This window comes from Streptosporangium brasiliense (genome assembly GCF_030811595.1).
Lineage (GTDB): Bacteria > Actinomycetota > Actinomycetes > Streptosporangiales > Streptosporangiaceae > Streptosporangium > Streptosporangium brasiliense.
Genome location: NZ_JAUSRB010000002.1, coordinates 1,754,984 through 1,776,887 on the forward strand (window position 1 = coordinate 1,754,984; position 21,904 = coordinate 1,776,887).

Below are 21,904 nucleotides of genomic sequence, written 5' to 3' on the forward strand. Positions count from 1 at the left end.
GTTGTCGTCAGGACTTCTTGCTACCGGTCCGCTTGCTGCGCGGCTGGCGGGTCGGCTGCTGGCGGGTCGGCTTGGGCTCCGGCGGCGCGGGCGGCGCCTCGGGCTCGGGAGCGGCCTTCTTGACCTTGCTCAGCAGGCTCGGCTTGGGCTCGGGGGTCACCATGTTGCCCTTGGCGTCGACCACCGGGGAGGGGTTGCGGCTGTAGAACCAGTGCTGCTGCCCGAGGGTCCAGAGGTTGGTGGTGACCCAGTAGAGGATCAGACCGAGGGGGAAGTTCAGCGAGAAGATCGCGAACAGCGGCGAGATGTACATCAGGATCTTCTGCTGCTGCGCCATCGGGTTGTCCGGCATCTGCGCCATCGAGCGGCCCACGCTCTGCCGGACGGTGAGGAACGTGGTCAGCGAGCTGATCGCCACGAAGATCGCGAGAACGACCTTGGTGGCGATCGGGTCGGCACCCAGCTTGATGATGTCGGCCGAGTCGGTCCAGAACGTCGCCGGCAGGGGCGCGCCGAAGATGTGCGCCGCGCGGGCGCTGTCGACGAGATGCTGCGTCATGCCGAACTTGAGCTGGCCGTGGGCCATCGCGTTCAGCACGGTGAACATCGAGATGAAGATCGGGAACTGGGCCACGATCGGCAGACAGCCACCCAGCGGGTTGGCCCCCTGCCCCTGGTACAGCGCCATGACCTCCTGGTTCATGCGCTGCTTGTCGTTCTTGTAACGCTTGCGGATCTCCTGGACCTTCGGTGCCAGTTCCTGCATCTTCTTCGACGAGCGCATCTGCTTGAGGAAGAGGGGGAAGATCAGCAGCCGCATCAGCACGGTCAGGGTGATGATGGTCAGCGCCCAGGTCAGCCCGCTGTCAGGGGCGAGGAAGCTGCTATAACCCTGGTGAATCCAGGTGATGACTTGGGCGACGGCTGTGTATAGCCAATTCAGCCAGGACAGCTCCACCGAGCTAGCTCCCTTGCGTTTCGTCGGACCGGACCGGGCGTGGGGGCACCGGGTCAAAACCTCCGGGATGGAATGGGTGGCAACGCCCGATTCTGCGGATCGTCAACCATGTGCCGCGCAACGCACCGTGGACGGCCATCGCCTCAAGGCCGTAAGCGCTGCACGAAGGGTGGAAGCGGCAACGGGGACCCAGCAGAGGGCTCACGAATGTCCGGTAGAACCGGATAGGAGCCATCAGGATCCTGGCTGCCGGAGAAACTCCGGCGATCTGCTGCGCCGTCATCATCGCCCATCCATGTGAGCCTTGGAAGGCTCTCGCCGCCTGAGTAAACGATCCAGCGCGACGTCGAGTTCGGCGGCAAGGCGCTCGCTCCGCGCGGACGCGGCCGATGGATTGGCGCGTACAACCAGCAGGCTACCTCTCGGGAGACGGTGAAGACGGTCCCGGACGAGGTGTCTCAGCTGACGTTTGACTCTGTTGCGGACGACCGCGCCTCCCACGGCGCGGCTCACCACGAATCCCACCAGGGGTGGCTCGTCGCCGTCCGCGCGCACGCTCAAGTGCGCGACCAGGGCGGGACGGCCTGCACGGCTTCCCTTTCTGACCGCGTTTGCGAACTCATCGCCCCGGCGCATGCGGGACCCGGACGGCAACACGCGAGAACCTTGGTGACCCTGGGCAGGTACGGCTATCGCCCGCCGACATCACGGCCGGCGGGCGACGGGACGCTGCTGCCTTGGCCCGGCGGACCGGGCACAACGGATGCGTCAGGCGGAGAGCTCGGCGCGGCCCTTGCGACGGCGGGCGGCCAGGATGGCGCGGCCGGCGCGGGTGCGCATCCGCAGCCGGAAGCCGTGGGTCTTCGCGCGACGACGGTTGTTCGGCTGGAAAGTACGCTTGCTCACGAGTGGGCTCCAGGCTTCAAAACGCGTCCCCAGCACATGGGGACGCTCGGCAGTGGCTGGCTTACGGTAAGCGGGGCATGCGAAATAGCCGTCGCGTGGTAAGCCGACCGTCGTACGTTACGGGGAACGCGTGTCCCAGGTCAAACCGGAAAGCACGTGGAGCTAGGTTATCCACGGATCCACAGCCCCTTTATCCACCGACACCCCGCCGTCCACAGGATGTGCACTCAGCCCCCCTCGTGGTGCCACTAGGCTGTGGACAACGTCTTGAACACGGCTGTGGACAGGGCTACTGTCGGCCCTCCCAGACCCACTCTCCGCTGCCGGAATGCGTCAGGCGGCAAGTGGGGGGCTGTGCACACCGTGTGGATTCGCTGTGGATTACAGACAGCGACCCCGCCGGGCCACGGGCAGGCCGACATGTGGACAACGGGGGAATCCGATGCGCCCGGCGGTTCATCGGTGTGGATAAACAGATCGCGGTGAGCTCAGCGGGGGCCGCGTCGGAGGAGGTGAGCCGGGCAGTGGATGGAATGGACCTCGGCGCGGTGTGGGCACGGGCTCTGGAGAACTCCCTCAACGAGAGCGTCCCGTCCCAGCAGCGTGTCTGGCTCAGCATGACCCGGCCCTTCGGCCTCATGAACGACACCGTGGTGCTCGCCGCCCCCACCGATTTCGCCAGAGATGTCCTGGAGAACAAGCTCCGTCCCCTGATCAGCCACGCGCTCTCCCAGGAGTTCGGCCGCCCGATGCGGGTGGCGGTCATGGTCGACCCCAGCGCCACGGGCTCCGACTCCGGCGTCGCCTCCCGCCCGGAGTCCTATCCACAGGCGCCGCCGCAGAGTTATCCACAGGGCGGTGGACAGCAGCAGGGTTATGCACAGCCGGTGAACGCCCAGCACCACGGCGGATCCGGGCCCCAGCACCCCTACCCGGCCGCCGGGCCCGCCGCACCGCCGTCCACCGAATATCCACAGCACCAACCACAGGCCCAGCCGTTCTCCTACTCCTACCAGCACATGGAGGAGCCGGCTCAGCCGTACCTCCCGGCGGAGCCCTCCCCGGCCCCGCCGCCGGCCGAGCAGGGCGGCGGATACGGCCGCGGCGGATACACCCCGCAGCCCCCTCCCGCCTCGCGCCCTGAGCCCGACACCTTCGAGCGTCCCGCGCAGCCGGCGGCCGGCCCGGTGCCCAACAGATGGGACGGCCGCGGCGGCCGCACCCAGGGCGAACCCGCCCGGCTGAACCCGAAATACACCTTCGAGACCTTCGTCATCGGCTCCAGCAACCGCTTCGCCCACGCGGCCGCGGTCGCGGTGGCCGAGGCGCCGGCCAAGGCGTACAACCCGCTGTTCATCTACGGTGACTCGGGCCTGGGGAAGACCCACCTGCTGCACGCGATCGGCCACTACGCGCAGAGCCTCTACGACGGCGCGCGGGTGAGATACGTCAGCTCTGAGGAGTTCACCAACGACTTCATCAACTCCATCCGCGACCACAAGGCCGACGGCTTCCGCAGCCGCTACCGGGCCGTGGACATCCTGCTCGTTGACGACATCCAGTTCCTGGAGGGCAAGGAGCAGACCCAGGAGGAGTTCTTCCACACCTTCAACACCCTGCACAACGCCAACAAGCAGATCGTCATCTCCAGCGACCGGGCGCCCAAGCAGCTCGTCACCCTGGAAGACCGGCTCCGCAACCGGTTCGAGTGGGGCCTGATCACCGACGTCCAGCCGCCGGAGCTGGAGACCCGCATCGCGATCCTGCGCAAGAAGGCGATCCAGGAGGGCCTGGCCGCCCCGCCCGAGGTGCTGGAATACATCGCCAGCCGCATCTCCACCAACATCCGCGAGCTGGAGGGGGCCCTGATCAGGGTCACCGCGTTCGCCAGCCTCAACCGGCAGTCGGTGGACCTGCAGCTCACCGAGGTCGTGCTCAAGGACCTGATCACCGAGGACGCCGGCTCCGAGATAACGGTCGCCACGATCATGGCCTCCACCGCCGCCTACTTCGGCCTGTCGATCGACGACCTGTGCGGCGGGTCGCGCTCACGCGTCCTGGTCACCGCCCGGCAGATCGCCATGTATCTGTGCCGGGAGCTCACCGACATGTCGCTGCCGAAGATCGGTCAGCAGTTCGGCGGACGCGACCACACCACGGTCATGCACGCCGACCGGAAGATCCGCTCGCTCATGGCGGAGCGTCGGTCCATCTACAACCAGGTCAACGAACTCACCACGCGGATCAAGCAGCAGTCGCGCAATGGATGAGATTCGCCCTGGCGTGATGCACAGGCTGTGGAAAACCTTGTGGATCAGTGGTACGGGGCCGGCCGGCGGGTTCGATCGGCGCCGCCGACCATGATCAACGCCGGATCGGGGGGTTCCGGGTGCCCACACGGCCTGGGGACAACTCTGGGGAGAACCTGGGGACAACTCGTGGACAACTTGGGGAGAACCTGGGGACGCCCTGTGAAGAGAGTTTTCCCCAGGGACAAAACGCCTTCCTACCCCGTGGAGAACCTGGGGAAACCTCGTGGATAACCGGTGGACGACGGCACCAAGATCTGGGGATGGCCTGTGTGTACAGCTCGGTTCTCCCCAGCCCCGCGAGTTCTCCACACCCGTCACCCACACCCCCAGTGGATGAAAAAACTATAGTTGACCTGCGGAAACAGCGATCTTCCACAGTTTCCACAGCCCCTAATGCGATGACCCCTTGTATCTCTAACTAGAAACTCAAGACCCATAGAGGGGTTCCGGGGAGCGCATGTGCGGGACAGTGAACACTCGAACCCAAGGCATCGAGCGAAGAGCGCTCGACACACAGGAGGCAGATCCACGTGATGTTCCGGATCGAGCGAGACGTACTCGCTGAGGCGGTCGCATGGACGGCACGCAGTCTTCCGGCGCGTCCCTCCGTGCCGGTGCTGGCCGGCATGCGCCTGGAAGTCACGGAGACGGGGCAGCTCAAGCTCTCCGGCTTCGACTACGAGGTCTCCGCCGAGGTGACCCTCGAACCGCAGAGCGGCGAGGCGGGCGTGGTGCTCGTCTCGGGCAAGCTCCTCGCCGAGATCACCCGCGCGCTGCCCGCACAGCCTGTGGACTTCGTCGTGGAGGGCGCCAAGGCTGTCGTCACCTGTGGCAGCGCCCGGTTCACACTTCTCACCATGCCTGTGGAGGACTACCCCTCCCTGCCGACGATGCCCCCGGCCGCCGGGCGGGTGGGCAGCGACGTGTTCGCCTCGGCGGTCGGCCAGGTCGCGGTGGCGGCGGGCAAGGACGACACCCTGCCGATGCTGACCGGCGTGCGCATGGAGATCGAGGGCGACACCGTCACCCTCGCCGCCACCGACCGCTACCGCCTCGCCGTGCGGGAGCTGAAGTGGCAGCCGGGCCAGCCCGACTTCTCGGCGATCGCCATGATCCCGGGCAAGACCCTCGCCGACGCCGCCAAGGCCCTGGGGAGCACCGGCGCCGAGGTCGAGATCGCGATGAGCTCCGTCGGCGGCACCGGCGAAGGCATGATCGGCTTCTCCAGCGCCGGCCGCCGCACCACCACCCGGCTGCTCGACCCGGAGTTCCCCAAATACCGCTCGCTGCTGCCGACCGAGTTCTCCGCGCGGGCGGACCTGTCCACGAGCGCGTTCGTCGAGGCCGTCAAGCGCGTGGCCCTGGTCGCCGAGCGCAACACCCCGGTCCGGCTGGCCTTCCGCGGCGACGAGGTCGTCCTGGAGGCGGGCAGCGGCGACGAGGCCCAGGCCGTCGAGGTGCTCCCGGTGGACTTCGAGGGCGACGACATCAACATCGCCTTCAACCACCAGTTCCTGCTGGAGGGCCTGGGCGCGATCGACTCCGACGTCGCCCGCCTGCAGATGACGACCTCCACCAAGCCCGCCATCCTCACCGGCGGCAAGCCTGTGGACGACGGGGGCGTCCCCGACTACCGCTACCTGATCATGCCCATCCGCCTGTCCAGCTGAATACTTGTCCCGGAGCGTCCCCGGGATCCGTCCGCGGGCGCGGAGCGGATCGGGGAGGCGTGAATGGGCCTAGCCATGATCAAGGCGTGTCTCAACGGCAACAGGGAGCCGGGGGCGCACCCGGCCCTCCCCCTGACGCCCCTGGAGCTCGCTGAGGCGGCCCGTGAGGCCCGTGAGGCGGGTGCGGCGGCCGTGCACATGCATCCGCGTGACGAGGCGGGCAGCGAGACGCTCAGCGCCGTCCACATCGGTGCGGCCGTCCGCGCGGTGCGGCGGGCGTGCCCCGGGCTCCCCGTCGGGGTGAGCACAGGGCTGTGGATGACCGGCGGGGACGCGGGGGCGCGGCGCGAGGCCGTACGGGGCTGGGCCGCGCTGCCCGTGGAGGACCGGCCGGACTTCGCGTCGGTGAACCTCTCCGAACCCGGCTTCTCCGACCTGTGGCATGATCTTCGGCGGCTCGGCGTGGGCGTCGAGGCAGGGGTCTGGTCCATCGGCGACGCCGAAGCGCTCGCCGAGACCGGGCTGGAGTGCGTACGGGTGCTCGTCGAGATCATCGGAGGCTCCGCGGACACCGCCGTGTCGCGTGCGCACGCCGTGCTCGGCCGTCTCGACGAGCTCGCCGTCCCCGGCCCGCGGCTGCTCCACGGGGAGGGAGAACCTGCCTGGATACTTGTCGATGAAGCGGGGCAATTAGGTCTGGCCACGCGCATCGGTCTCGAGGACGTTCTCCACAGCCCTGTGGGCGGTCCCGTTGATGGAAACGCCGATCTGGTACGGCTTGCGCTGGCACGCCGGGTGTAGGTGGATGATGGAACCCTGAAGGGGGTGCTCGTATGCAGATCGGCATGGTCGGGCTGGGCAAGATGGGCGGCAACATGGCCGAGCGGCTGCGCCGCGGCGGTCACGACGTCGTCGGATACGACCGCGATCCCGCGGTCAGTGACGTCTCCAGCCTGAAGGACCTGGTGGACCGCCTCCAGGCGCCGCGCACGGTGTGGGTCATGGTGCCCGCCGGGGCGCCGACGCAGGCGACGGTCGAGGAACTCGGCGACCTGCTGTCGTCCGGCGACATCGTCATCGACGGTGGCAACTCGCACTATCTGGACGACCAGAAGCACGCCGCCGAGCTGGGCGCCAAGGGGATCGGCTTCATCGACTGCGGGGTCAGCGGCGGGATCTGGGGCCTGGAGAACGGCTACGCGCTGATGGTCGGCGGCTCCAAGGAGGGCGTCGAGCGGCTGATGCCGATCTTCGACACGCTCAAGCCCGAAGAGGGCGGCTTCGTCCACGCCGGTGAGGTCGGCGCCGGCCACTTCGCGAAGATGGTCCACAACGGCATCGAGTACGGCATGATGCAGGCCTTCGCCGAGGGCTGGGAGCTGCTGGAGGCCTCCGACGTCGTGACCGACGTCCCCGGTGCCTTCAAGAGCTGGCGCAACGGCACGGTCATCCGCTCGTGGCTGCTCGACCTGCTGGTCCGCGCGCTCGACGAGGACCCGGCCCTGGCCGAGCTGAAGGGCTACGCGCAGGACTCCGGCGAGGGCCGGTGGACCGTGCAGGCCGCCGTGGACCACGCGGTGCCGCTGCCGGTCATCACCGCTGCGCTCTACGCCCGCTTCGCCTCCCGGCAGGACGACTCGCCGGCCATGAAGGTCGTCGCGGCCCTGCGCAACCAGTTCGGCGGGCACGCCGTCACCTCCAAGGAGGGCGAGACCGCCAAGGGCGCCGACGCCCCGGGCGCCGACGTCGTCCCTCCGGTGGAGGCCGAGAAGTAGACCGGGTCTCCGACGGAGGCCGGAAGATCGACCGGCCCCGTACGACCCGCGCCCGAGCCCTCCCACGGGCTCGGGCCCGCAACCCCGCCGACGGGCGGGCCGCGCCGGCCCGTACGGCGCCGGTCGTGGAGACCCGCGTCCCCGCACCGGACGCGGGCCGTACGGACCGGTGGACGACCGGCCTGCCGGCGACGGACCGATGGGCGGCGGGCTTGTCAGCGCCCGTCCTCCCGCGGGCGTGCGGGCCGCGCCGGCCCGTGGACGCGGGCCGTACGGACCAGGCGAGGCCCCGGCGGGGGGCGTGTCCGACTAATCTTCCTGGGGTGCATGTCGCCAACCTCTCCCTGACCGACTTCCGGTCCTACGACACCGTCGACCTCGGCCTGGAGCCGGGGGTCACGGCCTTCGTGGGTCCCAACGGGCAGGGCAAGACCAACCTGGTCGAGGCGCTGGGATACGTGGCGACGCAGTCGAGCCACCGGGTCGCCAGCGACGGGCCGCTGGTGCGGCAGGGGGCGGCGCGGGCGATCATCCGGTCCGTGATCGTCCGGGAGGACCGGCGGGCGCTGGTCGAGCTGGAGATCAACCCGGGCCGGGCCAACCGGGCCAGGCTGAACCGCTCGCCGGTCTCGCGCCCGCGCGACGTCGTCGGGCTGCTGCGCACGGTCCTGTTCGCCCCCGAGGACCTGGCCATGGTCAAGGGAGACCCCTCCGAGCGGCGCCGCTACCTCGACGACCTGCTGGTGGCCAGGGCGCCCCGGTTCGCGGGGGTCCGCGCAGACTACGACCGGGTGCTCAAGCAGCGCGGCGCCCTGCTGCGTACGGCGGCGCAGGCCCGGCGGGGCGGCCGGAGCGGGCGGCGGGCCGAGCACGACGCGGCGTTCGCCGCGGCCGGCGCCGGAGACCCCCTGAGCACCCTGGAGGTCTGGGACGCCCATCTGGCCAGGCACGGCGCGGAGCTGCTCGCGGCCCGGCTGGAGCTGGTCGAGGCGCTGCGGCCGCTGGTCTCGGCCTCCTACGCGGCCCTCGCGCCCGGCTCGGCCCCCGCCTGCCTGGAATATCGCGGCACGCTCCCCACCGAGGCCGGGGCCGACCGCGCGACCCTGGAGGAGCGGCTCAGGGCCGGCCTGCTGGAGGTCCGCGACTCCGAGATCGAACGCGGCGTCACCCTCGTCGGCCCGCACCGCGACGACCTGTTCCTCGGCCTGGGGGAGCTGCCCGCGCGCGGTTACGCCAGCCACGGCGAGTCGTGGTCGTTCGCGCTGGCACTCCGGCTGGCCGCCTACGACCTGCTCAGGGCCGACGGCGGTGATCCGGTGCTGATCCTCGACGACGTCTTCGCCGAGCTGGACAACCAGCGCCGCCGCCGGCTGGCCGAGATCGTCGCCCCGGCCGAGCAGGTGCTGATCACCGCCGCGGTCGCCGACGACGTGCCCGCGGAGCTGGTCGGGGCCCGATACGCCGTCACCGAGGGGAGCGTGCAGCGTGTCCGATGACAGGTCCCCGGAGCACGGCCCGGCACCGTCCGGGGAGCCCCGGAGCGCGGCCGGAGAGATCAGGAGCGCATCTGGGGAGAGGGAGAGCAGGAGCGCGGCCGCGGGGAGCTCGCCGGAGCCCGGCGCGACACCGTCCGGGGAGCCCCGGGCCGTGCCCGGAGCGGACGGCCGGGCCGTCCCCGGGCCGGAGACGCCGGAGGCGGGGTCGGCCAGGAGCGCGGCGGCCAAGGGCGCGGCGCTGGCCCGCGAGAAGCTGGCCCAGGCCAAGGCGGACGCGGCCAGGAGGGGGCAGCTCCCCCGCCGGGAGCCCCGGCGCAGGGCGGCCGGCCCGCGCCGGGATTTCGGCGATCCCCAGCTTTTCGGCCGGGCCATCGCCGATCTGCTGGCCGACCGCGGCTGGGAACAGCCCGTCGCCGTGGGCGGGGTGTTCGGCCGCTGGCACGAGATCGTCGGCTCCGATCTGGCCGCGCACACCCGGCCGGAGACCTTCGCCGACGGCGAGGTCGTGGTGGTCGCCGACTCCACCGCCTGGGCGACCCAGGTGCGGCTGCTGGCAAGAACCCTGGTCAGACGCCTGAACGAGGAGCTCGGCGACGGAACGGTGCAGCGGGTGAAGGTGCGCGGCCCGCAGAACGGGCCGCGTCCCAGCGGTGGTCTGCGGGTCACCGGCAGCCGCGGCCCGGGTGACACCTACGGGTGATCGACTTCCCGGAAAACGGATCAGCGGCCTCTCTGGCGCGATGACCCCCCTCCGTGTAGGGGGATGCTTGAGTGGATGGTCGACGCGCGACAGAGCGTTCTGGAGCCCGTCAATGCCACATCACGCGCGCCGAGCCGCTAGAATGAAACCGAATTCCGGACACGTCCGTTTGCGTGTCACCCCCGGCACGTAAGCCGACTCCCCTGGGTGAGCGCATCGGGGCATTCACGACGGTGACGGGCACGGCGGGGCTGAGATTCGTTTCTCCCGCTGCATGTCCGCGGCAGGAGGATTCCGCACTTGTCCTACGACGCTAGCTCAATCACCGTTCTCGAAGGACTCGAGGCGGTCCGTAAGCGCCCGGGTATGTACATCGGCTCGACCGGAGAACGCGGTCTCCACCACCTCGTCTACGAGGTCGTGGACAACTCCGTCGACGAGGCCCTGGCCGGGCACGCCGACCGGATCGAGATCACCCTGCTCCCCGACAACGGCGTGCGGGTCGTGGACAACGGCCGTGGCATCCCCGTCGGCATGCACCCCGTCGAGAAGCGCCCCGCGGTCGAGGTCGTCCTGACCGTGCTGCACGCGGGAGGCAAGTTCGACGGCAAGTCCTACGCGGTCTCCGGCGGTCTGCACGGCGTCGGCGTCTCCGTGGTGAACGCGCTGTCCACCAGGCTGGAGGTGGAGATCCGCACCGACGGTCACTACTGGCGGCAGTCCTACGCGGACTCCCGGCCGACGGCGCCCCTGGAGAAGGGCGAGCCGACCGGCGAGACCGGCACCTCGATCACGTTCTGGGCCGACGAGACCATCTTCGAGACCACGACGTGGAGCTTCGAGACGCTCTCGCGCCGCTTCCAGGAGATGGCCTTCCTCAACAAGGGCCTGACGATCTCCATCCGGGACGAGCGGCCCGACCACATCGACGGTGAGCCCGTCGAGGTGGTCTACCACTACGAGGGCGGCCTGTCCGACTTCGTCAAGCACCTCAACTCCAAGAAGGAAGCCGCGCACCTCTCGGTGATCGACTTCGAGGAGAACGGCGAGGGGATCTCGGTCGAGATCGCCATGCAGTGGAACAACTCCTACAGCGAGTCGGTCTACACCTTCGCCAACACGATCAACACGGCCGAGGGCGGCACCCACGAGGAGGGGTTCCGGGCGGCGCTGACGTCGATCGTCAACCGCTACGCCCGCGAGCAGAAGTTCCTCAAGGAGGGCAAGGACGACAATCTCTCCGGCGAGGACATCCGTGAGGGCCTCACCGCGATCATCTCGGTGAAGCTGGCCGACCCCCAGTTCGAGGGCCAGACCAAGACCAAGCTGGGCAACACCGAGGCCAAGTCGTTCGTCCAGAAGGCCTGCAACGACCACCTGCGCGACTGGTTCGAGCGCAACCCGGGCGAGGCCAAGGACGTCATCAACAAGTCCCTGCAGGCCGCGCGCGCCCGCATCGCGGCCCGCCAGGCCCGCGACCTGACCCGGCGCAAGTCGCTGCTGGAGTCGGGTTCCGGTCTGCCCGGCAAGCTGGCCGACTGCCAGTGGAGCGATCCGGAGAAGTGCGAGCTGTTCATCGTCGAGGGTGACTCGGCGGGCGGCTCCGCCAAGGGCGGCCGCGACTCCAAGTTCCAGGCGATCCTGCCCATCCGCGGCAAGATCCTGAACGTGGAGAAGGCACGCATCGACAAGGTGCTGAAGAACGCCGAGGTCCAGGCGCTGATCACCGCCATGGGCACCGGCGTCCACGACGAGTTCGACATCGCCAAGCTCCGCTACCACAAGCTCATCCTGATGGCCGACGCCGACGTCGACGGCCAGCACATCAACACGCTGCTGCTGACGCTGCTGTTCCGCTTCATGCGGCCCCTGATCGAGGCCGGGCACGTCTACCTCTCCCAGCCGCCGCTCTACAAGATCAAGTGGGACCGCCGGGGCGAGGACGCCTCCTACGCCTACTCCGACCCGGAGCGCGACGCGATCATCGCGGACGGCATGGCCCGGGGCAAGCGCGACCCGCGCCTGCACGACGGCATCCAGCGGTTCAAGGGTCTGGGCGAGATGAACGCCTCCCAGCTCTGGGAGACCACGATGAACCCGGAGACCCGCGTCCTGCGCCAGGTCACCCTCGACGACGCCGCGCAGGCCGACGAACTGTTCAGCGTTCTCATGGGTGAGGACGTCGAGGCCCGCCGCTCCTTCATCATCAGAAACGCGCGAGACGTCCGTTTCCTCGATGTGTAGCGGTAGCCGTACAGCCTCTCCTCCGACTCTGAAAGGGATCCACCACCCGTGACGGATGTGAACACTCCGCCCGCAGAGCGCATCGAGCCGGTCGACATCCAGTCGGAGATGCAGCGCAGCTACATGGACTACGCGATGTCCGTCATCGTGGCCCGTGCGCTGCCCGACGTCCGCGACGGACTCAAGCCGGTCCACCGCCGCGTGCTCTACGCCATGTACGACGGCGGCTACCGCCCCGACCGCGGCTACTTCAAGTGCTCCCGCGTCGTCGGTGACGTCATGGGCTCCTACCACCCGCACGGCGACTCCTCGATCTACGGCACCGTCGTACGGCTGGCACAGCCCTGGGCGCTGCGCTACACCCTGGTCGACGGACAGGGCAACTTCGGGTCGCCGGGCAACGACATGCCGGCCGCCATGCGATACACCGAGTGCAAGCTCGCGCCGATCGCCATGGAGATGATCCGTGACATCGACAAGGACACCGTCGACTTCCAGCCCAACTACGACGGGCGTTCCCAGGAGCCGCTGGTCCTGCCGTCGCGGTTCCCGAACCTGCTGGTCAACGGCTCGGCGGGCATCGCGGTCGGCATGGCCACCAACATCCCGCCGCACAACCTGCGCGAGGTGTCCGAAGGCATCAAGTGGGCCCTGCAGAACCCCGAGGCCGGTGACGAGGAGCTGCTTGAGGCGCTGATCGCCCGGGTCAAGGGCCCCGACTTCCCGACCGGCGCGCTGATCGTCGGCCGCCGCGGCATCGACGACGCCTACCGGACCGGCCGCGGCTCGATCACGATGCGGGCGATCGTGGAGGTCGAGGAGGACGCCAAGGGGCGTCAGTGCCTGGTCGTCACCGAGCTGCCCTACCAGGTCAACCCCGACAACCTCGCACTGTCGATCGCCGAGTCGGTGAAGGAGGGCCGGATCACCGGCATCGCCGACGTCCGCGACGAGAGCTCCTCCCGGGTCGGCCAGCGTCTGGTGATCGTGCTCAAGCGCGACGCGGTCGCCAAGGTCGTGCTGAACAACCTCTACAAGCACACCCAGCTCCAGACCACCTTCGGCGCCAACATGCTGGCGCTGGTCGACGGCGTGCCCCGGACCCTGCGGCTGGACCAGTTCGTCCGCCACTACGTGGCCCACCAGATCGAGGTCGTGGTCCGCCGGACGCGCTACCTGCTGCGCAAGGCCGAGGAGCGGGCCCACATCCTGCGCGCGCTGCTCAAGGCGCTCGAGCGGATGGACGAGGTCATCGCCCTCATCCGCCGCTCGCCGTCGGCGTCGGCCGCGCAGGGCGGCCTCATGGCGCTGCTGGAGATCGACGAGATCCAGGCGCAGGCCATCCTCGACATGCAGCTGCGCAAGCTGGCCGCCCTGGAGCGGCAGCAGATCACCGATGAGTACGACGCGCTGATGGCGCACATCATCGACTACCAGGAGATCCTCGCCTCGCCCGAGCGGCAGCGGGGCATCGTCTTCGACGAGCTCTCGGAGATCGCCTCGAAGTACGGCGACGAGCGCAAGACGGAGATCATCGCCTACGAGGGCGACATGTCGATCGAAGACCTCCTCGCCGAGGAGGACATGGTCGTCACGATCACCCGCGGCGGCTACGCCAAGCGCACCAACACCGACCTCTACCGGGCGCAGAAGCGCGGCGGCAAGGGTGTGCGCGGCGCGCAGCTCCGGCAGGACGACATCGTCGACCACTTCTTCGTCACGACGACCCACCACTGGCTGCTGTTCTTCACCAACAAGGGCAGGGTCTACCGGGTCAAGGCCTACGAGCTGCCCGACTCCGGCCGCGACGCCCGCGGCCAGCACCTGGCGAACCTGCTGGCCATGCAGCCCGACGAGGTCGTCATGGAGGTGCTGGACCTGCGCGACTACGAGGTCGCCCCCTACCTCGTGCTCGCCACCCGCAGCGGTCTGGTGAAGAAGACGCGTCTGTCCGAATACGACTCGCCGCGTTCGGGTGGCCTGATCGCCATCAACCTGCGAGAAGATGACGAAGTGATCGCTGCCCGGTTGGTGTCCGAGGAGGACGACCTCCTCCTGGTCTCCCGCGGCGCCCAGTCCATCCGCTTCACGGCCTCCGACGAGGCCCTGCGCCCGATGGGCCGGGCGACCAGCGGTGTGATCGGCATGCGTTTCCTCGACGGGGACGAGCTGCTGGCGATGAACCGCATCGCCGACGGCGACGATGTGTTGATCGCGACCGAGGGCGGGTATGCCAAGCGCACCCCGGCCGATCAGTACCCTGTCCAGGGACGGGGAGGCAAGGGCGTCCTGACTGCGAAGATCGTCAGTGCTCGTGGCAAGCTGGTTGGTGCTGCCATGGTCAGTCCGGAGGACGAGGTTTTCGCGATCACGTCCGCCGGCGGGGTTATCCGGACCAGCGCAGGGGAGATCAAGCAGTCCGGTCGCCAGACCATGGGGGTACGTCTGATGAATCTCGCAGAGGGGGACAGCGTCGTGGCTCTCGCCCGTAATGCCGAGGCGTTGGAGACCGAGCAAAACGAGGCGTTGGAGACCGAGCAAAACGGGGAAGGGGAGTAACCTGTGTGCGCTCAGGCCAGACCAGGTCCACGTCCGGCCTCCTCATCGACACGCGACCAGGTGACGGAGAAGATGGATAAGACCACCGAAGCGGACGCCGCCAATGTGGTCGAGTCACCGGCTGACGGTGGTAAGCCCACGCCGGAGACCGATAATTCGGTAACCGACGACCTCAAGGGCAGGCAGAACGTGACGGCGATCGAGGACGGCAAACCCGGCGACTCCACCGTGCGCATCCGCCCGCGGGCAGAGAACGACAGCTCCTCCTGGGCTCCAGGCGGCCTGTCGTCCCCCGCGCCGGAGACACGGGACAAGAAGGCGGCCGACACCCCTCCGCGGGCGCCGCGCAAGGCCCACCTGGTGCTGCGCCGCATCGAGCCGTGGTCGGCCATGAAGTTCAGCTTCGTGGTCTCCCTGGTCTGCTTCGTGGTGCTGTTCGTCGCGGTCGCGGTGCTCTACATGGTGCTGTCCGGCCTGGGAGTGTTCGACAACATCATCCAGACGGTGAACCAGCTCACGACGGCCGACGGCAAGTCCACCAGCGGCGTGGACGTCGCCTCCTGGTTCGAGCCGGTCCGTATCCTCGGCTACACCGCCCTGATCGGCGCGGTGAACGTGGTGCTGATCACGGCCCTGTCCACCCTCGGTTCGGTCATCTACAACATCGCCTCCGACCTGGTCGGCGGCGTGGAAGTCACCTTCAGCGAGGCCGAGTAACCACCTGTCGCCATGCCCCGGCCCACCGGCCGGGGACATGGCGCGAGTGGGTGCCCGGACAGGGTAAGCTTTTCCCTGTTCGAACGGGACGGATTCGCCTCCAGCAGGCGGATGCGATACCGTTCTCTCTCGTAACGAGGGGCTATAGCTCAGACGGTTAGAGCGCTTCCCTGATAAGGAAGAGGTCCCAGGTTCAAGTCCTGGTAGCCCCACCCAGCTCAGAGGCCATTTCCCAGCAAGGGAAGTGGCCTTTTTGATCTTCCGAGTGACTAACTGAGTGACTAAGGTCGTATCTCGTCCGAAGGTCACGAGCTACAGCCGGAACACTGAGCCTCCCCGTCCCGAGGTCCGCCCGGAGGGTGAGCGGTTGCGGGGTCCCGGGGGATATGGGCGATGAAGCACCGCGCACTGTTGTGTTGGATGGGTGCCGTCCTTCTGTCCACCCTTCCTAACTGGGTTTCGTTGCCAGTGGATACAGAGATCTACATCTGCGCCTATTTGGACACCGAAGGTGGATACACGGGTCGTGATGTGCTCGGCCTGGGCTTCGGCGCGATGGCCACTCTCCTTCCCCTTACCTTGATGGCGCTGGCCGTGGCCGCACGGCGATCACTGCCCCAAAGGCACCGGCTCCTCGCCTGGATAGGAGCGGGTGGAGCGCTCGCGACAGCCGCTTACTACGCGCTGTCGACCATTGCGTTCTTCGCCCCTTATTGCCCCGAGGGCTCGCAGGGACCTGGGTTCGTGCTCCCGCTCTACGGTGCTGTTGCTGCGCTCGTCCTGATCGCCGGCGCGACCCGGGCCGGGGACAAGCCCAACGCGGACGCCGAGACGCGGCCATGAACAGTGCTTAAGCCTGACGATCTGGACATGCTTGCCTGCTCGGTGCGGGAAGGAAGACGGGAAGGCTCCAGCCCTGGTGGAAGGTGGCGTTGAGCGCGTCAGTGGCCTGGCCGTCGTGTTCTCCGGAGGTGGTCCGGCCGGAGCTCATAGGCCTCACTCTCAGGGTGGAATTCCGGTGGACGCGGAAAGTAAGAGGTGCCATCAGGGTGGAACTCGTGTTTGGCGAGCATCGTGCGTCTCATCGAGCCCTTGGATGGCAGGACGATCAGGTAGACAAACAGCGCTCCCACCATGTGCGCGTACGACGGAGGCGACTGGGTGATCACCAGGAGTATCGGGAGGTCGAGGAGGAGGGCAAGGGCGAGCCGTCGCTCAAGGAAGAACCGGCCTTGGATATCGTCCCTGGCCCACCAGCGATACTTCCAGGGCAATCGGACCGGTGTCAGCCGGTAGAGCAACCAGTGCCACAACGGCGGGTGTTCGCGCAGGCGCAGCATGAGCCCGCCACGGATTACGTCCAGGCACTCGCGCAAGGTCGGGCTACTCTGATCTGGTCCGGCCAGGTCCATCAGAGTGCCCATGAGTTCCGCGCCGCGGAACTCCCGGAAGCGGGGCGGGTAGGCCAGACGTATCAGCAACCGGCAGCGGCGCTCGTAGTCGGCGGTGGCATCGGGGGTCATCACATTCCCATTCCGGGCTGGAGGCTCAAGCGGTGCTGAGCGGTGGCGGCCAGACGCGCCAGGCGGACAGTCTCATCGGCCAGCACCTGACGTCCATGGCCGGTGAGGTCGTAGTAGCGGCGGTGCCGGCCGGAGACGACCTCCTCCTTGACCACGATCACCAGTCCGTCGCCCGCCAGCCGGTCCAGAGCGCCGTAGAGGGTGCCGGCACCGAGTCGTACGCGATCTTCGGAGAGCTCCCGCACTGTTTTGATCACTCCGTATCCATGGAGCGGGCTTTGGGAGAGGGCCAGCAATATCAGGTAGCTCTGCTCGCGTAGCGCCATGTCTGATATATATCGCTTCCCGTACTATTAATTCAAGATCGACTGTACGTGTCGCGAGCCTGCTCACCGAGCGCAGGTCTCCTCAGGCCGCTGTCCTGGGGTTCGAGACACGGTCCAGCACGCCGTCATTGACGGCGACCCGACAGCCCCAGAGCTCGCCGAGCACGGCCCAGCCGTCGAGCTGCACGGCACCGACGTAGCCGGGGCCGTCACGCCCGAACTCATCACTTCCTCGTCCACGAGCTCATCGAGCTCATCGAGCTCATCGAAGGTCATCTCTTCGAAGGTGTTCTCGTCCACGCCGGGGCGGATGAGCGCCTCGCGAGGCGAGAGGCCCCTGACGGAGGAGCAATCAGGTGAGCGCCTTCCGGATCAGTGCCGCGTCTTGGTCGAGGAGCTCACGCGAGCGCTCCTTCCAGTCAGCGGTGACCACAACGCCGTCCCCCGGGTAACGGGGCACCACGTGCAGGTGGAGATGGGAGACCTCCTGTCCGGCGGCTTCCCCGTCGGCCAATGACAGCCACACTCCGTCACAGCGGAGCCCCGACGCCCGCAACGCGACCGACACACGCTGTGCCGTCCGCCAGATCGCCGCACCGACCGCGTCATCGGCGTCCGCCGGCCCGGCCATGTGCGTGCGTGGGATCACCAGTACATGACCGACCGTGGCTGGGGCGCGGTCCAGGATGGCCACCACGCTGTCATCGGCGTAGACGACGCTGGCCTCGGCTCGCCCCGCGATGATCTCGCAGAAGATGCAGATGCTCATACGGATCATGGTCTCGGCCGCGCCAGGTCTCCCGCACCCGGATTTCTCATGACCGCCTGCCTGGAACGACGTGTCCGCCGGCCAGGTTTTCCCGGGCCGCTCACGGACGTGCGCGGGTCGCGCCCGGCCGGTGAGCCGCGATCACCTGATCGGCCGTGGCCGTCGCGTGCTGATGTACGCGGTGGCGGGTAGTCCGCACGTACACGCGGGGGATCGACGCCGGTTCCCGGCCGGTGGCTCAGCTTTCCCGGACCGCCGCCTCCGCCGGGGCGGGGAGCGTTCCGAGGTCGTGGGAGTAGAGCCAGCCGGTGGCCTTCTCGTGGAAGTGCCGGAAGAAGATCGGCATGATCAGGTCGTTGAGACGGCGGCCGATCGGTCCGGCGGTCTTGGCGTCCCGGTTGTCGCCGGCGGCCTTGACCATCCTGGCGACGCGCGCGCGCCGCCTCCGGGCGTACGTCTCCAGTCCGGCCGGGATCGTCGTGGTGCCGGCAAGCGCCTGCGCGAGCACCAGCGCGTCCTCGATCGACATGGACGCGCCCTGCCCGGCGCCGACCGGGTGCCCGGCGTCGCCCACGAGCACGACGCGGTCGTTGTGCCACACCGGAACCTCGGCGAGCGTGTGCATGAGCGTCGGCCGGTGGATGGCCGTCGTCGCTCTGAGGATGGCCTGCGGTAGCTCCTCGGAGCGGTAGAGCCCGCTCAGCCGCTCCAGCCGTTCCGCGTCCCCGGTCCCGGCCGGCGCCGGCTGCTCGGGCGCGGCGACCTGCGCTGACCACCACAGGGAGCCGTCGGGGGTGGGTATATAGATGAAAGCGCCGTTTCGGGCGAAGACCATGTTGAACGTGCCCCGCTCGACCTCGATGCCCTCGGCGACGCCCGAGATGCTGTAAAGCCCCGCGTAGGTCGGCGTCGGGGCGGACGGGGCGAGGATTCCGCGGGTCGTGGACCAGATGCCGTCGGCGCCGACCAGCAGGTCGGCCACCGCGACGCGCCCGCTTGCGAACTCGGCCCGTACACCGTCAGGGGCGGTGACCGCGTCGGTCAGCCGCTCGCCGGTGACGATCCGGGCGCCCGACCGCAGGGCCGCCGCGCGGAGCGCCGCCACGAGGTCTCCGCGCATCAGCGTCACGCTGTTCAGCGCGTCGCCGGTGAGCCGGCCCCGGGGCACATCGCCCAGCAGCTTCCCGGAGCCGGCCCACATGCGCTGCCGTGGGACCTCGAAGCCGGCCCGCTGGACCTCTTCCAGGCAGGCGAGCCCGTCGAGCGCGCGCAGTCCGTTGGTGGCCAGGCTCAGGAAGGAGCCGACCCGCCCGGCGGGGTCCTCGTACGCCTCGTACACCGTGACCTCGGCGCCGATCCGCCGCAGTGCGATCGCGCTCGCGGCCCCCGCGACTCCCGCGCCGACGACAATCACCTTCATGCATGCTCCCTGAATCCAGTTTCACTGAATGTGTATTCGGCGAACGCAGGTTCAGTATCATGTGGCCGTCGATGGACGTCAAGGGGAGTTCCAGTGGGAGTTCGGAAGGCGCGGGCGGCCGAGACCGAGGCGGCGCTCAAGGAGGCGGCCCGGCGGTTGTTCGTGGAGGACGGCTATCTCAACACCAAGATCACGGACATCACCCGTGCGGCGGGACGGGCCACCGGGTCGTTCTACGACCACTTCGCGAGCAAGGAAGAACTGCTCAAGAGCCTGCTGGCCGACCTCGAAGCGGACTCGGACGCCGAGATCGAGCCGCATCCGCGCGACCACGACCTCACCGATCGAGCCCAGCTCCGCTGGCACGTCGCGATCATCTGGAAGCTGTTCCGCGAGCATCTGCCGGTCGTGGTGGCGATGTACCAGTCATCCGCCGCCGAGAAGCCGGGATCCGGCCACGCCTGGCAGAACCTCACGGCCGAGACCGAGACCCTCCGGGAGCATCTGGAGTTCCTGCGGGAGAAAGGGCATGCGCTGCCGGGCGATCCCACGCTGGTGGCGGCCGCGATGGGCGCGATGCTGTCGATGCTCGGCTACGCCGTGCTCACCGCGGGAGAGCACGCCCCGGCCTTCACCGACGACCAGATCATCGACACGCTCACCGAACTCCTCCTCAACGGCCTGACCGGCTGATCAGGGGGCGTGAGGGGCGGCCCGTTCCCATCCCAGGTGGTCCGTTCCCGTGTGGTCCGTTCCCGTGTGGTCCGTTCCCGTGTGGTCCGTTCCCATGGGTTCCGTCGGCCCCATGGGGCCCGTCGGCGCTACGGGACGGGCTCCGCGTCGCGGCGATTGGCGTAGACGCTGGTCAGCGTGACGGTGACCAGGACCGCGATGATGACCCCGAGCGAGAGCAGGATCGGGATCTCCGGAACCCACGGCCACAGGCCGTGTGCCCAGTGCAGGACCAGCTTGATCCCGATGAAGGCCAGGATGATGCCGAGCCCGTGGTTGAGGTGCCGCAGCTTCGCCAGGACGCCCAAGAGCACGAAGTAGAGCGCCCGCAGGCCCAGCAGGGCGAAGGCGTTGGTGGCGAAGACGATGAAGGGGTCCTCGGTCACGCCGTACACCGCCGGTACCGAGTCGACGGCGAAGACGATGTCGGTGGCGAAGACGGCCACGATGGCCAGCGCCAGCGGGGTGAGGGCACGGCGGCCGCCCTCGCGGACCACCAGGCGGGAGCCGCGGTAGTCGTCGGTGACCGGCATGAAGCGCCGCAACAGCCGGACCGTGCGCATGGAGGAGATGTCGACCGCCTGCTCCTCGCCGCGCAGTGCGTCTTTGAGGATCTTCCCGGCGGTGACGATCAGTACCCCGCCGAACAGCAGGAACGCCCACGTGCCGCTCTGCAGGACGGCCGCCCCGAGCGCGATGAAGATCGCGCGCAGGACCAGTGCCCCGATGATGCCGTACAGCAGGACCCGCTGGGCCAGCGCGGCCGGGACCGCGAAGGCCGACAGCAACAGCATGAACACGAACAGGTTGTCCACCGACAGCGATTTCTCCACCACGTAGCCGGTGAAGAACTCCACCGCCTGGGTGGATCCGAACGCCGTCCAGACATAGACGCCGAAGAGCACGGGCAGCGTGAGGTAGAAGACCGACCAGGCCACCGCCTCGCGCATCCGCACCTCGTGCGGGCGCCGGGTCAGCAGGAAGTCCAGGGCCAGCAGTACTACCAGGGCGGCGACCGTGATCGTCCACAGTTTCAGTGAACCGATCGTTTCGATATCAGCCGTCGGCAGACCTGCCTCGATGAACATGGAACCTCCTCGAACGTGCTTGGCCGTTCGAGGTCTCCTTCACCCATACCGCATGGGCGGCCGTCCGGGGACGCTTGAGCGTCCGTACTGACCGGATCGACGCTTGGGAAGTACTCCCCTCGCCATCCCAGGGTAGGTCAAACCAGGGTGTATCGTCTCCCCCCTCCGGCCGGCAGTCGGCATTTGACCAGGATCCGACCTGCGCCGATAGTGGAATCAACGCGGAGGGGAGTACCCGCCGCCCGACATCCCGACCGTCATCACGGCCCCTGGGCACAGGCGGGCCCGGCGGGGTGGCCCCTCGTCAGACGTGGGGTGTGGGGAGACCTTCGTCCTCGTAGCCACCTGTGCGTGGCAAGGCCGAGGGAGGGCTCCATGTCGGTCACGCTGCTTCTCGAAACGCTGCTGGGCGTCCTGCTGACGGTCTCCGCGGCCGTCACCGTCGCCGTCCTGTGGCCGGGGCCGCCACGGCGCCGGCCACCGGTCCCCGTTCAGCAGCCTCCTCCGTGCCGCCCTTTGATGACCGCCGCAGGGCGCCGGGGCACCGCTCAGCGCGGACGCCGCCACCGGGGCTGAGGGCGCTCGCACCGCCCGGTCCACCGCACGGCCGGACGCTCCGGCACGGCCGGACGCTCCCGCACAGCCGGACGCTTCGGCATGGTCGGACGCTCCCGCACAGCCGGACGCTTCGGCACGGTTGGACGCTCCG

21 protein-coding genes and 1 tRNA gene are annotated in these 21,904 nt (G+C 68.6%); 13 read left to right on the plus strand and 9 right to left on the minus strand.

From position 1 onward, the window contains the following. Positions 1–7: 7 nt before the first annotated feature. The 4 genes from yidC to rpmH all read right to left on the minus strand — a co-directional run bounded on the left by yidC (position 8) and on the right by rpmH (position 1,864). On the minus strand, positions 8–958 hold the full coding sequence (gene yidC, locus J2S55_RS16700) for a membrane protein insertase YidC (RefSeq protein ID WP_306861592.1): 951 nt from the start codon (positions 956–958) through the stop codon (positions 8–10). Positions 959–962: 4 nt separating this feature from the next. Further along, positions 963–1,244 carry a membrane protein insertion efficiency factor YidD gene (gene yidD, locus J2S55_RS16705; RefSeq protein WP_306861594.1) on the minus strand — a complete coding sequence of 94 codons (282 nt, stop codon included), beginning with the start codon at positions 1,242–1,244 and terminating at the stop codon, positions 963–965. Further along, complete coding sequence (rnpA, locus tag J2S55_RS16710; protein ID WP_306861596.1) at positions 1,241–1,615, minus strand: ribonuclease P protein component; 375 nt, start codon at positions 1,613–1,615, stop codon at positions 1,241–1,243. Before rnpA ends, yidD begins: the two co-directional genes overlap by 4 nt. Before the next feature lie 111 nt (positions 1,616–1,726). Next, positions 1,727–1,864, minus strand: coding sequence for a 50S ribosomal protein L34 (gene rpmH / locus J2S55_RS16715; protein WP_010849920.1), 138 nt, complete (start codon positions 1,862–1,864; stop codon positions 1,727–1,729). A 533-nt stretch (positions 1,865–2,397) separates the two neighbouring features. Here rpmH and dnaA point away from each other — a divergent pair. The 11 genes from dnaA to J2S55_RS16770 all read left to right on the plus strand — a co-directional run bounded on the left by dnaA (position 2,398) and on the right by J2S55_RS16770 (position 16,180). After that, complete coding sequence (dnaA, locus tag J2S55_RS16720) at positions 2,398–4,134, plus strand: chromosomal replication initiator protein DnaA (protein ID WP_306875450.1); 1,737 nt, start codon at positions 2,398–2,400, stop codon at positions 4,132–4,134. A gap of 572 nt (positions 4,135–4,706) precedes the next feature. Next, a complete protein-coding gene (dnaN, locus tag J2S55_RS16725; RefSeq protein WP_306861620.1) occupies positions 4,707–5,846 on the plus strand; it encodes a DNA polymerase III subunit beta in 1,140 nt (379 codons plus the stop codon). Positions 5,847–5,909: 63 nt separating this feature from the next. Then, positions 5,910–6,647, plus strand: coding sequence for a 3-keto-5-aminohexanoate cleavage protein (locus J2S55_RS16730; RefSeq protein WP_306861622.1), 738 nt, complete (start codon positions 5,910–5,912; stop codon positions 6,645–6,647). A gap of 32 nt (positions 6,648–6,679) precedes the next feature. Beyond that, positions 6,680–7,621: a phosphogluconate dehydrogenase (NAD(+)-dependent, decarboxylating) gene (gnd, locus tag J2S55_RS16735; protein ID WP_306861625.1), complete on the plus strand. Its 942-nt coding sequence runs from the start codon at positions 6,680–6,682 to the stop codon at positions 7,619–7,621. A 323-nt stretch (positions 7,622–7,944) separates the two neighbouring features. Continuing rightward, the gene (gene recF / locus J2S55_RS16740) at positions 7,945–9,117 is read left to right on the plus strand and encodes a DNA replication/repair protein RecF (RefSeq protein ID WP_306861627.1); all 1,173 of its coding nucleotides are present in this window, start codon (positions 7,945–7,947) and stop codon (positions 9,115–9,117) included. Between the two features lie 151 nt (positions 9,118–9,268). Beyond that, a complete protein-coding gene (locus J2S55_RS16745; protein ID WP_306861630.1) occupies positions 9,269–9,817 on the plus strand; it encodes a DciA family protein in 549 nt (182 codons plus the stop codon). A gap of 300 nt (positions 9,818–10,117) precedes the next feature. Next, positions 10,118–12,061: a DNA topoisomerase (ATP-hydrolyzing) subunit B gene (gyrB, locus tag J2S55_RS16750; RefSeq protein WP_306861632.1), complete on the plus strand. Its 1,944-nt coding sequence runs from the start codon at positions 10,118–10,120 to the stop codon at positions 12,059–12,061. Positions 12,062–12,109: 48 nt separating this feature from the next. Continuing rightward, positions 12,110–14,620 (plus strand): DNA gyrase subunit A, encoded by a 2,511-nt coding sequence (gyrA, locus tag J2S55_RS16755; protein ID WP_306861634.1) that lies wholly within the window; start codon positions 12,110–12,112, stop codon positions 14,618–14,620. Positions 14,621–14,692: 72 nt separating this feature from the next. Next, positions 14,693–15,337 carry a DUF3566 domain-containing protein gene (locus J2S55_RS16760; RefSeq protein ID WP_306861636.1) on the plus strand — a complete coding sequence of 215 codons (645 nt, stop codon included), beginning with the start codon at positions 14,693–14,695 and terminating at the stop codon, positions 15,335–15,337. Positions 15,338–15,475: 138 nt separating this feature from the next. Then, a tRNA-Ile gene (locus J2S55_RS16765) sits at positions 15,476–15,549 on the plus strand. Positions 15,550–15,730: 181 nt separating this feature from the next. Next, positions 15,731–16,180, plus strand: coding sequence for a hypothetical protein (locus J2S55_RS16770; RefSeq protein ID WP_306861638.1), 450 nt, complete (start codon positions 15,731–15,733; stop codon positions 16,178–16,180). 98 nt (positions 16,181–16,278) lie between these two features. Here the strand turns inward: J2S55_RS16770 and J2S55_RS16775 are convergent, their stop codons facing one another. The 4 genes from J2S55_RS16775 to J2S55_RS16790 form a co-directional block, all read right to left on the minus strand. Continuing rightward, positions 16,279–16,860 (minus strand): hypothetical protein, encoded by a 582-nt coding sequence (locus tag J2S55_RS16775; protein WP_306861641.1) that lies wholly within the window; start codon positions 16,858–16,860, stop codon positions 16,279–16,281. Next, positions 16,860–17,186, minus strand: a complete 327-nt coding sequence (locus tag J2S55_RS16780; RefSeq protein ID WP_306861642.1) for a PadR family transcriptional regulator — start codon at positions 17,184–17,186, stop codon at positions 16,860–16,862. The genes J2S55_RS16775 and J2S55_RS16780 overlap by 1 nt, the downstream gene beginning before the upstream one ends. A 352-nt stretch (positions 17,187–17,538) precedes the next feature. Further along, positions 17,539–17,955, minus strand: a complete 417-nt coding sequence (locus J2S55_RS16785) for an HIT family protein (RefSeq protein WP_306861644.1) — start codon at positions 17,953–17,955, stop codon at positions 17,539–17,541. Positions 17,956–18,193: 238 nt separating this feature from the next. After that, on the minus strand, positions 18,194–19,375 hold the full coding sequence (locus J2S55_RS16790; protein WP_306861647.1) for an FAD-dependent monooxygenase: 1,182 nt from the start codon (positions 19,373–19,375) through the stop codon (positions 18,194–18,196). 93 nt (positions 19,376–19,468) lie between these two features. Here J2S55_RS16790 and J2S55_RS16795 point away from each other — a divergent pair, with 93 nt between their 5' ends. Then, on the plus strand, positions 19,469–20,068 hold the full coding sequence (locus tag J2S55_RS16795) for a TetR/AcrR family transcriptional regulator (RefSeq protein ID WP_306861648.1): 600 nt from the start codon (positions 19,469–19,471) through the stop codon (positions 20,066–20,068). 128 nt (positions 20,069–20,196) lie between these two features. Here J2S55_RS16795 and J2S55_RS16800 read toward each other — a convergent pair whose 3' ends face one another. Further along, on the minus strand, positions 20,197–21,195 hold the full coding sequence (locus J2S55_RS16800) for a TerC/Alx family metal homeostasis membrane protein (RefSeq protein WP_306861649.1): 999 nt from the start codon (positions 21,193–21,195) through the stop codon (positions 20,197–20,199). A gap of 375 nt (positions 21,196–21,570) precedes the next feature. On the opposite strand from J2S55_RS16800, the gene J2S55_RS16805 reads away from it, so the two are divergent. Beyond that, positions 21,571–21,771 (plus strand): hypothetical protein, encoded by a 201-nt coding sequence (locus J2S55_RS16805; protein WP_306861651.1) that lies wholly within the window; start codon positions 21,571–21,573, stop codon positions 21,769–21,771. Positions 21,772–21,904 lie beyond the last annotated feature (133 nt).